General features: G+C 59.3%; 7 protein-coding genes, 2 tRNA genes and 2 rRNA genes. 10 read left to right on the plus strand and 1 reads right to left on the minus strand.

The genetic code is table 11. The annotated features are described in order from the left end of the window. The first annotated feature begins 2 nt into the window (after positions 1 to 2). The 6 genes from EST26_RS04265 to hslU all read left to right on the plus strand — a co-directional run bounded on the left by EST26_RS04265 (position 3) and on the right by hslU (position 7,916). Positions 3 to 1,856 carry an ABC transporter ATP-binding protein/permease gene (locus tag EST26_RS04265; RefSeq protein WP_291065647.1) on the plus strand — a complete coding sequence of 618 codons (1,854 nt, stop codon included), beginning with the start codon at positions 3 to 5 and terminating at the stop codon, positions 1,854 to 1,856. Between the two features lie 132 nt (positions 1,857 to 1,988). Continuing rightward, on the plus strand, positions 1,989 to 3,068 hold the full coding sequence (locus EST26_RS04270) for a GTP-binding protein (RefSeq protein WP_291065648.1): 1,080 nt from the start codon (positions 1,989 to 1,991) through the stop codon (positions 3,066 to 3,068). Positions 3,069 to 3,344: 276 nt separating this feature from the next. After that, entirely contained in the window at positions 3,345 to 4,172 is an 828-nt protein-coding gene (gene dksA / locus EST26_RS04275) for an RNA polymerase-binding protein DksA (RefSeq protein WP_291065757.1), read from the plus strand. Between the two features lie 43 nt (positions 4,173 to 4,215). Next, positions 4,216 to 5,988 carry an STAS domain-containing protein gene (locus EST26_RS04280; RefSeq protein ID WP_291065649.1) on the plus strand — a complete coding sequence of 591 codons (1,773 nt, stop codon included), beginning with the start codon at positions 4,216 to 4,218 and terminating at the stop codon, positions 5,986 to 5,988. Between the two features lie 24 nt (positions 5,989 to 6,012). Next, positions 6,013 to 6,561 (plus strand): ATP-dependent protease subunit HslV, encoded by a 549-nt coding sequence (gene hslV / locus EST26_RS04285; protein ID WP_291065650.1) that lies wholly within the window; start codon positions 6,013 to 6,015, stop codon positions 6,559 to 6,561. Positions 6,562 to 6,590: 29 nt separating this feature from the next. Beyond that, entirely contained in the window at positions 6,591 to 7,916 is a 1,326-nt protein-coding gene (gene hslU, locus EST26_RS04290; RefSeq protein WP_291065758.1) for an ATP-dependent protease ATPase subunit HslU, read from the plus strand. Positions 7,917 to 7,950: 34 nt separating this feature from the next. Here the strand turns inward: hslU and EST26_RS04295 are convergent, their stop codons facing one another. After that, entirely contained in the window at positions 7,951 to 9,861 is a 1,911-nt protein-coding gene (locus tag EST26_RS04295; protein ID WP_291065651.1) for an ATP-binding cassette domain-containing protein, read from the minus strand. Between the two features lie 537 nt (positions 9,862 to 10,398). Between EST26_RS04295 and EST26_RS04300 the strand changes: the two genes are divergently transcribed. From EST26_RS04300 to EST26_RS04315, 4 genes are all read left to right on the plus strand, one after another. Next, a 16S ribosomal RNA gene (locus tag EST26_RS04300) occupies positions 10,399 to 11,928 on the plus strand. A 99-nt stretch (positions 11,929 to 12,027) separates the two neighbouring features. Then, positions 12,028 to 12,104 (plus strand) — tRNA-Ile (locus tag EST26_RS04305). A 26-nt stretch (positions 12,105 to 12,130) separates the two neighbouring features. Continuing rightward, positions 12,131 to 12,206 (plus strand) — tRNA-Ala (locus EST26_RS04310). Positions 12,207 to 12,530: 324 nt separating this feature from the next. Next, positions 12,531 to 15,407 (plus strand): 23S ribosomal RNA (locus EST26_RS04315). The 16S and 23S rRNA genes sit together here with 2 tRNA genes alongside, the layout of an rRNA operon. The last annotated feature ends 95 nt before the right edge of the window (positions 15,408 to 15,502 follow it).

The raw sequence follows: 15,502 nt of genomic DNA on the forward strand, positions 1-15,502 counted from the left end.
GCATGCGCCAAGACCGCAGTTCGCCCGCACCTGAGGGTCCTGACGCCACCTTGCTGCGCAGCGCCAGCGCTGCCAGGGCCGCGCGCCGCAGCGACTGGGACACACTCAAGCGTCTGTTGCCTTACCTGTGGCAGTACAGGCTGCGCGTGCTGCTGGCGTTGGGCTTCATGGTGGCGGCCAAGATGGCCAACGTCAGCGTGCCCTTGCTGCTCAAGCAACTGGTCGACGGCATGAACATTGCGCCTGGCAGCGCGCAGGCGCTGCTGGTGGTGCCGGTGGGCCTGTTGCTGGCGTACGCCGGCTTGCGTTTGTCCACTGCCGTATTCACCGAGCTGCGCGAACTGGTGTTTGCCAAGGCCACCGAAGGCGCGACGCGCAGCATCGCCTTGCAGGTGTTTGGCCATTTGCATGCACTCAGTCTGCGCTTTCACTTGGAGCGCCAGACCGGCGGCATGACGCGCGACATCGAACGCGGCACGCGCGGCGTGCAGTCGCTCATCTCCTACTCGCTCTACAGCGTGCTGCCGACCTTGATCGAAGTTGCCCTGGTGCTGGCGCTGCTGGGCACCTTGTTCGACCTGGGCTACGTCTGGATCACGCTGCTTGCCCTGCTGGTCTACATCAGCTACACCGTGCTGGTGACCGAATGGCGCATGAAGCTGCGGCGCGAAATGAACGCGTACGAGTCCGTCAGCCAAAGCCGCGCGATCGACTCCTTGCTCAACTACGAAACGGTCAAATACTTCAACAACGAGGCCTTCGAGGCGCGCCGCTACGACGCTGCACTGGAGCAGTTGCGCCGCGCGCGCATCAAGACACAGACCACTTTGTCCATGCTCAACGCCGGCCAGCAACTGGTGATTGCGGTCGCGCTGCTGCTGATGCTCTGGCGCGCCACCCAGGGCGTGGCCGAGGGCCGGTTGACGCTGGGCGATCTGGTGATGGTCAATGCCTTCATGATCCAGCTCTACATTCCGCTGGGCTTTCTGGGCGTGCTGTACCGCGAAATCAAGCAAAGTCTGACCGATTTGGACCGGATGTTTTCCTTGCTCGAGCAAGAGCGAGAAGTCGCCGATCGAGCGGGCGCGCCGGCGCTGCTGTGCCGCGGCGCGCCGACGCTGCGCTTTGAGAACGTGCGTTTTTCCTACGAACCAGGGCGAGAAATCCTGCATGGCCTGAGCTTTGAAATTCCAGCCGGGCAGACGGTGGCCGTGGTCGGCCCCTCGGGTGCGGGAAAGTCCACTCTGGCGCGCCTGCTCTACCGCTTCTACGACGTCAGCAACGCCGCACAAGGTGGGCGCATCTGCATCGACGGGCAAGACATTCGCGCTGTCACGCAGGCCAGTCTGCGCCAGGCGATCGGTATCGTGCCGCAGGACACGGTGTTGTTCAACGACAGCATCGAATACAACATCCGGTACGGCCGCCCCGAGGCCGGCCACGCCGAGGTGGTGCAGGCGGCGCAGGCGGCGCACATTCACGACTTCATCAGCAAACTGCCGCTGGGCTATGACACCATCGTGGGCGAGCGCGGCCTCAAGCTCTCAGGGGGTGAGAAGCAGCGGGTGGCGATCGCCCGCACCTTGTTGAAAAATCCGCCCATCATGATTTTCGATGAGGCCACTTCGGCGCTGGATTCGGCCAACGAGCGCGCTATCCAGGCCGAACTCAGAAACGCAGCGCGCGACAAGACCACGCTGGTGATTGCACACCGACTGTCCACCGTGGTCGACGCGCACGAGATTTTGGTGCTCGAGCGCGGCCAGATCACAGAGCGTGGCACGCATGCGGCGCTGCTGGATCAGGGCGGGGTTTACGCCGGCATGTGGGCGCTGCAGCAAGCGGCCAGCGCGTAGCGGGCCGGGCTTGTGCCGGGCCGGCATAAAACAGCGAATTGATCTTGCCCGCGCGGCACAAAGTGCGGGCTACTCGCATACACTTAACCGCTGCTGCCAGCAGGCTTTCGTGTTGCTCCCAACTGAATATCCATGTCCCTCATTCCCGCCACCATCCTCACCGGTTTTCTGGGTTCGGGCAAAACCACCTTGCTCAAGCGCGTGCTGAGCGAGGCGCACGGCCAGAAGATCGCGGTGATCGAAAACGAGTTCGGCGAAGAAAACATAGACCACGAGATTTTGGTCGCCGACACGAACGAAAACATCATTCAGATGAGCAACGGCTGCATCTGCTGCACCATTCGCGAAGACTTGCGCGCCACCTTGCAAGACCTGGCGCAGCGGCGACGCAAAGGCGAGCTCGATTTTGAGCGCGTGGTGATCGAAACCACCGGCTTGGCCGATCCGGGGCCGGTGGCGCAGACGTTCTTCATGGACGACGAGGTCGCCGAGCAGTATCTGCTTGATTCCATCCTGACGCTGGTAGACGCCAAGCACGCCGCCGAGCAGCTCAACGAACGCCAGGAAGCGCGCCGACAAGTCGGCTTCGCCGACCAGATTTTCATCAGCAAAGCCGACCTGGTGAGTGCGGCTGAGCTCGACGCGCTCACCCATCGCCTCAAGCACATGAATCCGCGCGCACCGATGCGCGCGGTGCATTTCGGCGCGGTAGCACTCAGCGAGGTGTTCGATCTGCGCGGCTTCAACCTGAATGCCAAGCTCGACATAGACCCCGATTTTTTGCGCGCGCTCGAGCATGAGCATGAGCACCCCCCGCATGAGCACGCGCACGGCGCGCACTCTCAGCACGAGACGCCTTGTTCGCACCCGTCACATCAGGACGGCCACGCTGCTGCGCACCACCACCATCACGACGACGATGTCAAGAGCTTCGTCTATCGCGCCAGCAGGCCATTCAACCCGGCCAAGCTGGAAGATTTTCTGGGCGCCATCGTGCAGGTCTATGGGCCGCGCATGTTGCGTTACAAAGGTGTACTCGACATGGATGGCACCGAGTGCAAGGTGATTTTCCAGGGCGTGCACCAGCTCATGGGCAGCGACCTCGGCGCGCCCTGGGCCCCGGGCGAAGAGCGCGTGAGCAAAATGGTGTTCATCGGCATTGATTTGCCGCGCGACATACTGGTACAGGGCTTGGATCAGGCTTTGCTCTGAACTCCAGACCGCAAGAAGGAACGTATCGTGCTCTTTGTCTCGCTGCTCCAACAACTGGGGTTTCCCTCGGGTGCTGTTTTGTCTGCCAGCCCGTCGCCATCGTTAGAATCGCGGCCCAAGTCACCAGCGCCATCAGCCCTCGTGCAAGATGCCCCGTTTGCTGTCTCAACCCCAGAGCCGACGCCCCCAGGTGCGCACAGGAGATCCGTTGTGAAAATCCCGGCCAGCCCGAACACCAAAAAAAGCCCAGCCACATCCGTTGCGGCAGAGGTCGAGATGGTCGCTGCTGACCCGGGCGTGCCGTCGACTCCAGCCGCCGCTGCCACGCGGCCGAAAAAAGCGGCCCATGCGCCGACGGTAAAAGCTGCAACGGCGCCTGGGCGCGCAGCCGGCAGCGCATCCCCTGTCTTGGCCCCGTCGGAGCCAGCGCTGGCTGCCAGCCCTGCCGCTGCGGCCGAAGCCGCAGCGCTGTCGTCGTTCGAGCCTACGCCGCGGCCGCTGGGCAAGCGGGCGGCAAAAAAAATCATGCTCGAGCAGATGACGCAGGCTGCTGTGCTGCCGACCCATGCCGCCAATGCCGCCAAGGCCACTTTTTCCACCATGAATTCACGTGCTTCGATGATCCCTGCCGCATTCACCCCTGCGCTTCCGAAAGACCTGCTGCGGGCCGACAATTGGAAAAGCCTACCGCTTGAGCAGTTGACCGATCAAGACGTGCTCGCCATGCCGGACAGCGAATACATGAGCGAATTGCAACTGGCGTTCTTTCGCCGCAAGCTCTGTCAGCTCAAAGACGGCATCTTGGCCAACGCCGGTGAAACCACCGAACATCTGCGTGAGGATGCGGCCGTGGTGCCCGATCCGGCCGACCGCGCCACCATTGAGGAAGAGCACGCGCTGGAGCTGCGAACCCGCGACCGCGAGCGCAAGCTGCTGAAAAAGATCGAGCAAGCGATTGCCCGCATCGACTCGGGTGACTACGGTTATTGTGACGAAACCGGCGAGATCATAGGCGTGGGCCGCCTGATTGCGCGTCCGACCGCCAGTTTGTCGCTCGAAGCGCAGCAGCGTCGCGAGCTCAAGCAAAAGATGTTTGGCGACTGAGTCCCATTCGGCCTCTACGGTTTTGGTTTTCCCCTGACGCTCCATGCCCAAGGAAGATTCAAACGGCGGTTTTCTGTCCAAGGTGATGCGCTTCGTGCGTCACCCCACCACCCGCTGGGCCGATCTGGACACCCGGTCGGTCGAAGGCGAGAGCGTCCACACCAAGGAGGCGCTCAAAAGCCTGGTCGAGCGCAAGCGGCGCAACGATTTTGTGCGCAAGCGCGAATTTGACGCGCTGCGAAAAATCCGCAGTCGCAGCGATCAGTCTGGCACCGAGCGCGGCGTGCGGCCCTCGTTTTTCCAGAGCAGTCTGCCGTCTCGGCCCGACGATCGGGCGCAGACGCTGAAAAAAATCGACGATATCGAAGCCCAGATGTCGATGCAGTGGTGGAAAACCAAGGCGCCGGAATCCCTTATCAGCAGCGGCTCACAGAGCAGCACCCAGGCACAGGCATGGGACGGGCACGAGCGCCGGCGCAGACAGCAGGCCGGCGACGCCGAATCGGGCCCCCAGAGCGAGCCTGAGGAAGGCGAGCACAGGGGGGGCGAGGCGGCGCTGCGTCAGCCCACAAGCGCTCAGAGCAGCACGCCGTCACCGGCGCCTGCTGCGGCGACGGCGGCGCTGCGCACCGGACTGATGGCAGCCACTGCGCCGGGCGCGGACGGTCGGCAGCAGTCGCCCTTTTCCGCCTCCGAGTTCTACGCGCTGGACGTGCAGGAAATCATGCAGGATCCCGAGATCGAGGAGGCTGCGATTCGCTTTGCCAACGGCGACGACGCGGCCGCCGAACAAGGGCTGTTGCAGGGTTTGGGCGCCGGGGGCGTGCGGGCCGATCAGCCCAACGACTGGCTCACTTTGTTTGACTTGTACCGCGCCACCGGGCAGATGGCGCCGTTTGAGAGCCGTGCGGTCGAATTCGTCAATCGCTTCCACCGTTCGGCGCCGCAGTGGTACGACCTGCCGGCCATCGTGCGGGGCTTGAGCGGCAAGCGCGTCCAGGCGGCGCCAGACAAGCGGCGCACAGCCTGGGTGTGCGAACCCACGCTCGACGCGCATGCGGTCGGCACGCTGCAAAGTGTGCTGTTGCGCACCAGCCAGCCCTGGGTGCTGGACTGGTCGCCGCTGGAGTTGATCGACCTCAAGGCCGCGCGCGCGCTGCTCGGCATTTTCACCCTCTGGGGCGACCAGGACGTGACACTGTGCTTTTTGGGTGCCGCTTGCCTGCGCGAACGGCTCAAGGCCCAGACCCCTTCGGGCCGCCGCGATGTCGAACAACTGTGGTGGGAGCTGCGCCTGACGGTGCTGCGGGCCATGAACTGCCCGGACGAGTTCGAGTTGACCGCGCTCGATTTTTGCGTCACCTACGAAGTCTCACCGCCGAGCTGGGAGGCGCCGCGCTGCCATTTCCAGTCCTTGTTGTCCGATGCGACGATCGAGCAGGTCCAGACCGTGCTGGGCGAGAGCACGTTTGAGTCGGCTCCATCGACCCAGCCAGCCGGTGGCGACACGTTAGAGCCGAAGTCCGGCTTCAACCAACTCGGGCTGGTGGAGCTCTCGGGCGAAATCCGGGGTGACCCGCAGGATACGCTGGCAGCACTCGAGCAGCGGCTGCAACAGGCGGACGTGCTGATCATCTCTTGCCGGCACCTGATCCGGGTCGACTTTTCCGCCGCCGGCACCTTGCTGAACTGGGTCGCGCTCCAGCAGGGTGCTGGCCGCCAGGTTCAGTTTGTCGAAGTACACCGCCTGGTGGCGGCGTTTTTTCACGTCATTGGCATCTCCGAATACGCCAAAGTGGTGCTGCGTAACGACTGAGCCGACTCAACTGAACTTGCATTGATGGAATCATTTCACGGAACCACCATCGTCTGCGTGCGGCGTCTGCGTCCCGAGGGGGCGCAGGTTGCCATTGGCGGTGACGGTCAGGTCACGCTGGGCCAGATCGTCGTCAAGGGCACGGCACGCAAGGTGCGCAAGCTCTACCGGGATCAGGTGCTGGTCGGTTTTGCCGGCGCCACCGCCGACGCCTTTACCCTGTTCGAGCGCTTCGAGGCCAAGCTGGAAAAGCATCAGGGCCACCTGACACGCGCGGCCATAGAACTCACGCGCGACTGGCGCACCGACCGCGTGCTGCGTCGTCTGGAGGCCATGCTGGCGGTGGCGGATCACAGCGCGGCCCTCATCATCACCGGCAACGGTGACGTGCTCGAGCCTGAACACGGCATTGTCGCCATCGGTTCCGGCGGCGCGTACGCGCAGGCGGCGGCCAAAGCGCTGCTCGACCACACCGAGCTCAGCGCCGAGGACGTGGTGCGCCAGTCGCTTGCCATTGCCGGGCAGTTGTGCATTTACACCAACATGAATCACACCATAGAGGTGTTGCGTTGAACGTTCAGCTCGACCCTCATCCCAGCCCCATGACACCGCAGGAAATCGTCAGCGAACTCGATCGCTTCATCATCGGCCAGCAAGCGGCCAAGCGCGCGGTGGCGATTGCCTTGCGCAACCGCTGGCGGCGCCAGCAGGTGGATGAAAAATTGCGCGTCGAGATCACGCCGAAGAACATTTTGCTGATCGGCCCGACCGGGGTCGGCAAGACCGAGATCGCGCGCCGCCTGGCGCGGCTGGCCGATGCGCCCTTCATCAAGGTCGAGGCGACCAAGTTCACCGAGGTCGGCTACGTCGGCAAGGACGTCGATTCCATCATTCGCGACCTGGCCGAAGTGGCCGTCAAGCAAACGCGCGAAATTGAAATGCGCAAACAGCGTGTGCGTGCCGAAGACGCGGCCGAAGAACGCATTCTGGACATTCTGATTCCGCCGCCACGCCCGGCAGGCGCAGACGCGAACGCGCAGCCCCCGGCGCAGGGCGCGGCGCGCCAGAGCTTTCGCAAGAAATTGCGCGAAGGTCAACTCAACGAGCACGAGATCGAGCTCGACCTGGTCGAGCCGCGCGCGGCGATGGAGATCATGGGCCCGGCTGGCATGGAGGCCATGGCCGAGCAACTGCGTGGCATGTTCAGCCAATGGGGGCAGGAGCGCAAACGCAGGCGCAAGCTCAAAATTGCCGAGGCGATGCAGTTGCTGATCGACGAGGAAGCCGGAAAACTGGTCAACGAAGAAGAAATCAAGACCCGTGCGCTGCACAACGCCGAGCAAAACGGTATCGTCTTCATCGATGAGATCGACAAAGTGACCTCGCGCAGCGACAGCGGCAGCGCCGAAGTTTCGCGTCAGGGCGTGCAGCGCGACTTGCTGCCGCTGGTCGAAGGCACGGCGGTTTCGACCAAATACGGCACGCTCAAGACCGACCACATTTTGTTTATCGCCAGCGGGGCTTTTCATCTGGCCAAACCGAGCGACCTGATTCCCGAGTTGCAGGGTCGTTTTCCGATTCGGGTCGAGTTGCAGCCGTTGACGGTGGACGATTTCGAGGCCATTTTGACGCAAACCCATGCTTCGCTGGTGCGTCAGTACCAAGCCCTGCTGGCCACCGAGGGCGTGCAGATCGAATTCACCCCCGCTGGGATAAGACAACTGGCGCAGATCGCCTGCGACGTCAACGAGCGTACCGAAAACATAGGTGCACGCCGCCTGTCCACGGTGATGGAGCACTTGCTAGACGAGGTCAGCTTTGGTGCCACCGGCTTGCAGGGACAGACCATCACAGTCGATGCCGGCTACGTAGACCGGCGTCTGGCCGAGCTCAGCCGCAACGAAGATTTGTCGCGCTACATTCTCTAGCGCTTGCGCTGGCGGCCCACGCGGCTGCAAGCGCTCAGGTGGCGCCCAGTTGTTGCAGGCGCTCTAGGGCTTGCAACCACTCGTCTTCAATCGCGGCGTGGCGCGCTGCCGATTGTGCCGCCAGCGCCGGGTTGCTGCGATAGAGCTCGCCGTCGCCAAGCGCACGCCCCAGCTGTGCCTGCTCCGCCTCCAGCGCCGCCACCCGCGCGACCAGCAGATCGAGTTCGCGTTGATCTTTGTTGCTGAGCTTTTTGCGCGCCGTCGGCGCCGGGGCTGCAGATGCTGTGCGCTCGACGCTCGACGCCCCCGATGGAGCTGGCGGCGCAGCGGCCGTGCCGTCGCGCTCGCGCTGCAGCGCCTGCGCACGCGCCGACTGCGTCACCCAGTCCTGTACGTCACCGACGTATTCGCGCCAGCGGCCTTCGCCCTCGCTCACCAGCGTGCTGGTGACCACGTTGTCGAGAAAGCGCCGGTCGTGGCTGACCAGAAAAACCGTCCCCTCGTACTGCTGCAACAAGTCCTCCAGCAGCTCCAGCGTGTCGATGTCGAGGTCGTTGGTGGGTTCGTCCAGCACCAGCACGTTGGCCGGGCGGGCAAACAAGCGAGCCAGCAGCAAGCGGTTGCGCTCGCCGCCCGAGAGCGTGCGCACCGGCGCGTGGGCGCGCGCAGGAGAAAACAGGAAGTCGCTCAAATAGCTCTTGACGTGCGTGCGCTTGTTGCCGATTTCAATCCACTCACTACCCGGGCTGATGAAGTCCTCCAAGGTGGTGTCGAGGTCGATCTGCTCGCGCATCTGGTCAAAATAGGCCACGCTGAGCTTGCTGCCCTGGCGCACGCAGCCGCTGTCGGGTGCGAGCTCGCCCAGGACAAGCTTGAGCAAGGTGGTTTTGCCCGCGCCATTCGGCCCGATCAGGCCGATCTTGTCACCGCGCAAAATGATGGCCGAAAAATCACGAATGACACAGCGCTGGCTGCCGTCTGCGTTGTGAAAAGATTTGCTGACCCGATCCAATTCCGCCACGATCTTGCCGCTGGCCGCGCCACTGGCGACCTCCAGCTTGACGCTGCCCATGTTGTCGCGGCGCTGCGCGCGTTGCTCGCGCAGCCGCTGCAAGCGCGTGATGCGGCCTTGCGCGCGCGTGCGCCGCGCCTCCACCCCTTTGCGAATCCAGACCTCCTCCTGTGCCAGCAGCTTGTCGGCGCGCGAGTTGATGATGGCCTCTTGCGCCAATTGTTCTTCCTTGAGCGACTGATACTGTGCAAAATTACCCGGGTAACTCAACAGGCGTCCGCGGTCGAGCTCGACCATGCGGGTGGCAACGCGATCTAAGAAAGCGCGGTCGTGGCTGATCGTCACCACACTGCCGGCAAAGTCAAGCAGCAAATCTTCCAGCCAGGCGATGCTGTCCAAGTCGAGGTGGTTGGTCGGTTCATCGAGTAGCAGCACGTCGGGTCGGCTCACCAAAGCCTGCGCCAGTGCCACGCGCTTGCGGTTGCCGCCGGACAAAGACCCGACCAAAACGTGTGCATCCAGGTGCAGACGATGCAGCGTCTCATCGACCCGCTGTTCCCAGTTCCAGGCGTCGAGCGCCTCGATGCGGTTTTGCAAAGCATCCAGGTCCAAATCATCGGCACCGCTCAAATAGAGATCGCGCGCGGCACGCGCGTCGGTCAGACCCACGCTGGCAGCTTCAAAAACAGTGGATTGCAGGTCTAGCACCGGTTCTTGCGACACATAGACGATACGCAGGCCGGTCTGAACCTGCAAGCTGCCATCGTCGGGTCGCTCCAGTCCAGCCAAAATCTTCAGCAACGAAGACTTGCCGCTGCCGTTGCGCCCGATCAGCCCGACGCGCTCTTGTGACTCCAGAGCAAAGTCGGTGTGGTCGAGCAGCGCCACGTGGCCAAAGGCCAGTTGCGCATCCTGCAGAGTAATAAGAGCCATGGAGCCAGTCGCAAGAGAAGGAACGGCATTATCCCAGCGTCGCCCAGCCAGCAGCAAGGCCGCTGGCCATTGGAGGGCAAGCAGTCAGCGCAGCACAGCGGATGCGATCAGGCTGCTGACATAAATCTTTAAAAAACTTTGTGCGCAGCCGAAAATCCGATGTATACTGCAAGGCTTCGCTGATCGATGTTCTGCTCTTGAGTAGTTCAAAAAGCCAGCGAAGCGCGGTGGCCAAGAGGCCGGGCAGCTTGAAAAAAAATTTTGGTGCTTAGCAAAAAATTTTTAGAAAAACTGCAAAAACCGTGTGAAAACCGTGTGATAATACGAGGCTCTGCTGATCGCAGCAGAGCAAAAACAAGCAGCAGCAACCGTGCTGAATGCTTGCAGATCATTAAAAATATACAGCCGATAAGCGTGGGCGTTTGAAGGCGATTGCCAAACTGGACACGAAAGTGTCCGAGTCGCAAGACTTTAAACGCTCATGAGAATAGAAGTGAAGTTCACTTCAATTCCGTTTTTATGAGTAAATTCAAGATCGAACTAAAGAGTTTGATCCTGGCTCAGATTGAACGCTGGCGGCATGCTTTACACATGCAAGTCGAACGGTAACAGGCCGCAAGGTGCTGACGAGTGGCGAACGGGTGAGTAATGCATCGGAACGTGCCCAGTCGTGGGGGATAACGCAGCGAAAGCTGTGCTAATACCGCATACGATCTATGGATGAAAGCGGGGGACCGAAAGGCCTCGCGCGATTGGAGCGGCCGATGTCAGATTAGCTAGTTGGTGGGGTAAAGGCCCACCAAGGCGACGATCTGTAGCTGGTCTGAGAGGACGACCAGCCACACTGGGACTGAGACACGGCCCAGACTCCTACGGGAGGCAGCAGTGGGGAATTTTGGACAATGGGCGCAAGCCTGATCCAGCAATGCCGCGTGCAGGAAGAAGGCCTTCGGGTTGTAAACTGCTTTTGTACGGAACGAAACGGTCCGGGTTAATACCCTGGGCTAATGACGGTACCGTAAGAATAAGCACCGGCTAACTACGTGCCAGCATCCGCGGTAATACGTAGGGTGCAAGCGTTAATCGGAATTACTGGGCGTAAAGCGTGCGCAGGCGGTTTTGTAAGACAGGCGTGAAATCCCCGGGCTCAACCTGGGAATGGCGCTTGTGACTGTGAAACTGGAGTGCGGCAGAGGGGGATGGAATTCCGCGTGTAGCAGTGAAATGCGTAGATATGCGGAGGAACACCGATGGCGAAGGCAATCCCCTGGGCCTGCACTGACGCTCATGCACGAAAGCGTGGGGAGCAAACAGGATTAGATACCCTGGTAGTCCACGCCCTAAACGATGTCAACTGGTTGTTGGGTCTCTTCTGACTCAGTAACGAAGCTAACGCGTGAAGTTGACCGCCTGGAGAGTACGGCCGCAAGGTTGAAAACTCAAAGGAATTGACGGGGACCCGCACAAGCGGTGGATGATGTGGTTTAATTCGATGCAACGCGAAAAACCTTACCCACCTTTGACATGTACGGAAGTTGCCAGAGATGGCTTCGTGCTCGAAAGAGAGCCGTAACACAGGTGCTGCATGGCTGTCGTCAGCTCGTGTCGTGAGATGTTGGGTTAAGTCCCGCAACGAGCGCAACCCTTGCCATTAGTTGCTACGAAAGGGCACTCTAATGGGACTGCCGGTGACAAACCGGAGGAAGGTGGGGATGACGTCAAGTCCTCATGGCCCTTATAGGTGGGGCTACACACGTCATACAATGGCCGGTACAAAGGGCAGCCAACCCGCGAGGGGGAGCCAATCCCATAAAGCCGGTCGTAGTCCGGATCGCAGTCTGCAACTCGACTGCGTGAAGTCGGAATCGCTAGTAATCGTGGATCAGCATGTCACGGTGAATACGTTCCCGGGTCTTGTACACACCGCCCGTCACACCATGGGAGCGGGTCTCGCCAGAAGTAGTTAGCCTAACCGCAAGGAGGGCGATTACCACGGCGGGGTTCGTGACTGGGGTGAAGTCGTAACAAGGTAGCCGTATCGGAAGGTGCGGCTGGATCACCTCCTTTCTGGAAAAGAGCAGTCAAGCTCAAACGCTCACACTTATCGGTTGTTGGAGAGAAGTCGCCAGCGGTCTGGATTCATCCGGGCCTCTAGTGGCCGACTTGGGGTCTGTAGCTCAGCTGGTTAGAGCACCGTCTTGATAAGGCGGGGGTCGTTGGTTCGAGACCAACCAGACCCACCAAGTGCTCTTTGCTCCGCAATCACCCGGGGGGATTAGCTCAGCTGGGAGAGCACCTGCTTTGCAAGCAGGGGGTCGTCGGTTCGATCCCGTCATCCTCCACCAAACATCTGATCGTTCAACATCAAAGCTTCTGGCGCAGCCGGGAGCTTTGATGTGGATCGGTATCTACCGATTGACAGGCAACGAAGTTGCCACGGCTGTTCATTAAAAATTCATAGAGTCGAATCAGCGTTGCTGATGGAAAGCACATATTCGTAAAGGTTTCATGTGCACCGTGCCATCAGCAACAAGAATTTTTGATTGCGTCAACGAATATTCAATTTTATCGAGAGATACGAATTGAAGCGGCATAACGCGTCAGGTGCAAGACCTGACAGACATTTGCTTGAGACATGGCTTTTGCGTTGCAAGACGTCAAAGTTATAGGGTCAAGTGAATAAGAGCATGTGGTGGATGCCTTGGCGATGATAGGCGACGAAGGACGTGATAGCCTGCGAAAAGCTTCGGGGAGCTGGCAAATTAGCTTTGATCCGGAGATGTCCGAATGGGGAAACCCACCTAGCAGTAGGTATCGCATGGTGAATACATAGCCATGCGAGGCGAACCGGGTGAACTGAAACATCTCAGTAGCTCGAGGAAAAGAAATCAACCGAGATTCCGAAAGTAGTGGCGAGCGAAATTGGAAAAGCCTGTTAGTGATAGCACAAGACTTAACGGAACGTTCTGGAAAGGACGGCCATAGCGGGTGATAGCCCCGTACGTGAAAAGACCTGTGTGGTACTGAGCTGACGAAAAGTAGGGCGGGACACGAGAAATCCTGTCTGAACATGGGGGGACCATCCTCCAAGGCTAAATACTCATCATCGACCGATAGTGAACCAGTACCGTGAGGGAAAGGCGAAAAGAACCCCGGGAGGGGAGTGAAATAGATCCTGAAACCGCATGCTTACAAAAAGTAGGAGCCCGCAAGGGTGACTGCGTACCTTTTGTATAATGGGTCAGCGACTTACATTCAGTGGCAAGCTTAACCGAATAGGGCAGGCGCAGGGAAACCGAGTCCGAATAGGGCGATTTCAGTCGCTGGGTGTAGACCCGAAACCAAGTGATCTATCCATGGCCAGGATGAAGGTGCCGTAACAGGTACTGGAGGTCCGAACCGACTGGTGTTGCAAAACCAGCGGATGAGCTGTGGATAGGGGTGAAAGGCTAAACAAACTTGGAAATAGCTGGTTCTCTCCGAAAACTATTTAGGTAGTGCCTCAAGTATTACCGTCGGGGGTAGAGCACTGTTTTGGCTAGGGGGTCATGGCGACTTACCAAACCAAGGCAAACTCCGAATACCGACGAGTACAGCTTGGGAGACAGAGCACCGGGTGCTAACGTCCGGACTCAAGAGGGAAACAACCCAGACCGCCAGCTAAGGTCCCTAAAACGGGCTAAGTGGGAAACGAAGTGGGAAGGCTAAAACAGTCAGGATGTTGGCTTAGAAGCAGCCATCATTTAAAGAAAGCGTAATAGCTCACTGATCGAGTCGTCCTGCGCGGAAGATGTAACGGGGCTAAGCCAGTTACCGAAGCTGCGGATTTGCAATTTATTGCAAGTGGTAGGAGAGCGTTCTGTAAGCCTGTGAAGGTGTCTTGTGAAGGATGCTGGAGGTATCAGAAGTGCGAATGCTGACATGAGTAGCGTTAAAGGGGGTGAAAAGCCCCCTCGCCGTAAGCGCAAGGTTTCCTACGCAACGTTCATCGGCGTAGGGTGAGTCGGCTCCTAAGGCGAGGCAGAGATGCGTAGCTGATGGGAAACAGGTCAATATTCCTGTACCGATTGCAAGTGCGATGTGGGGACGGATCTTAATAGGTTAGCCGGCGGTTGGATGTGCCGGTTTAGACAGATGTAGGCGATACGTAGGCAAATCCGCGTGTCATATACCGAGGCTGTCGACCGAGCGGGCTTGCCCGTGAAGTAACTGAACGAGGTCCCAGGAAAAGCCACTAAGCTTCAGCTTGCAATTGACCGTACCGCAAACCGACACTGGTGCGCGAGATGAGTATTCTAAGGCGCTTGAGAGAACTCTGGAGAAGGAACTCGGCAAATTGACACCGTAACTTCGGAAGAAGGTGTGCCCTTGTAGTGTGATGAGAACATCTGAGCACGAACGGGTTGCAAAAAATTGGTGGCTGCGACTGTTTATTAAAAACACAGCACTCTGCAAACACGAAAGTGGACGTATAGGGTGTGACGCCTGCCCGGTGCTGGAAGATTAATTGATGGGGTGAAGCCTTGATCGAAGCCCCAGTAAACGGCGGCCGTAACTATAACGGTCCTAAGGTAGCGAAATTCCTTGTCGGGTAAGTTCCGACCCGCACGAATGGCGTAACGATGGCCACACTGTCTCCTCCAGAGACTCAGCGAAGTTGAAATGTTTGTGATGATGCAATCTCCCCGCGGAAAGACGGAAAGACCCCATGAACCTTTACTGTAGCTTTGTATTGAATTTTGAACAGATCTGTGTAGGATAGGTGGGAGGCTTTGAAGCAGGGTCGCTAGATCTTGTGGAGCCAACGTTGAAATACCACCCTGGTGTGTTTGAGGTTCTAACCTGGGTCCCTGAATCGGGATCGGGGACAGTGCATGGTAGGCAGTTTGACTGGGGCGGTCTCCTCCCAAAGTGTAACGGAGGAGTTCGAAGGTACGCTAGGTACGGTCGGACATCGTGCTAATAGTGCAATGGCATAAGCGTGCTTAACTGCGAGACTGACAAGTCGAGCAGATGCGAAAGCAGGACATAGTGATCCGGTGGTTCTGTATGGAAGGGCCATCGCTCAACGGATAAAAGGTACTCTGGGGATAACAGGCTGATACCGCCCAAGAGTTCACATCAACGGCCCTGTTCGACACCTCGATGTCGGCTCATCACATCCTGGGGCTGAAGCAGGTCCCAAGGGTATGGCTGTTCGCCATTTAAAGTGGTACGTGAGCTGGGTTCAGACCGTCGTGAGACAGGTTGGTCCCTATCTACCGTGGGCGCTGCAGATTTGAGGAAGCCTGCTCCTAGTACGAGAGGACCGGAGTGGACGCACCTCTGGTGTACCGGTTGTCACGCCAGTGGCATCGCCGGGTAGCTAAGTGCGGAAGAGATAACCGCTGAAAGCATCTAAGCGGGAAACTCGTTCCAAGATAAGATCTGCCGGGGCCTTGAGCCCCCTAAAGAGTCGTTCAAGACCAGGACGTTGATAGGTCGGGTGTGGAAGCGCAGTAATGCGTTAAGCTAACCGATACTAATTGCTCGTGCGGCTTGACCCTATAACTTTGATGACAGTCAGCAGGCAAATGTCTGGAACACATAGTTCCTATGCCTTCATGGTTCATTCCATGACGTTGACCGCAGTCAAAAATCA

The organism is Hydrogenophaga sp. (genome assembly GCF_014773545.1).
Lineage (GTDB): Bacteria > Pseudomonadota > Gammaproteobacteria > Burkholderiales > Burkholderiaceae_C > Hydrogenophaga.

What these genes read in the sequence shown, in the direction of transcription:
- EST26_RS04270 (WP_291065648.1), top strand. Translation starts at nt 1,989, where the DNA reads ATGTCCCTCATTCCCGCCACCATCCTCACCGGTTTTCTGGGTTCGGGC.
- dksA (WP_291065757.1), top strand. Translation starts at nt 3,345, where the DNA reads ATGGTCGCTGCTGACCCGGGCGTGCCGTCGACTCCAGCCGCCGCTGCC.
- EST26_RS04280 (WP_291065649.1), top strand. Translation starts at nt 4,216, where the DNA reads ATGCCCAAGGAAGATTCAAACGGCGGTTTTCTGTCCAAGGTGATGCGC.
- EST26_RS04295 (WP_291065651.1), bottom strand. Translation starts at nt 9,861, where the DNA reads ATGGCTCTTATTACTCTGCAGGATGCGCAACTGGCCTTTGGCCACGTG.
- hslV (WP_291065650.1), top strand. Translation starts at nt 6,013, where the DNA reads ATGGAATCATTTCACGGAACCACCATCGTCTGCGTGCGGCGTCTGCGT.
- hslU (WP_291065758.1), top strand. Translation starts at nt 6,591, where the DNA reads ATGACACCGCAGGAAATCGTCAGCGAACTCGATCGCTTCATCATCGGC.
- EST26_RS04265 (WP_291065647.1), top strand. Translation starts at nt 3, where the DNA reads ATGCGCCAAGACCGCAGTTCGCCCGCACCTGAGGGTCCTGACGCCACC.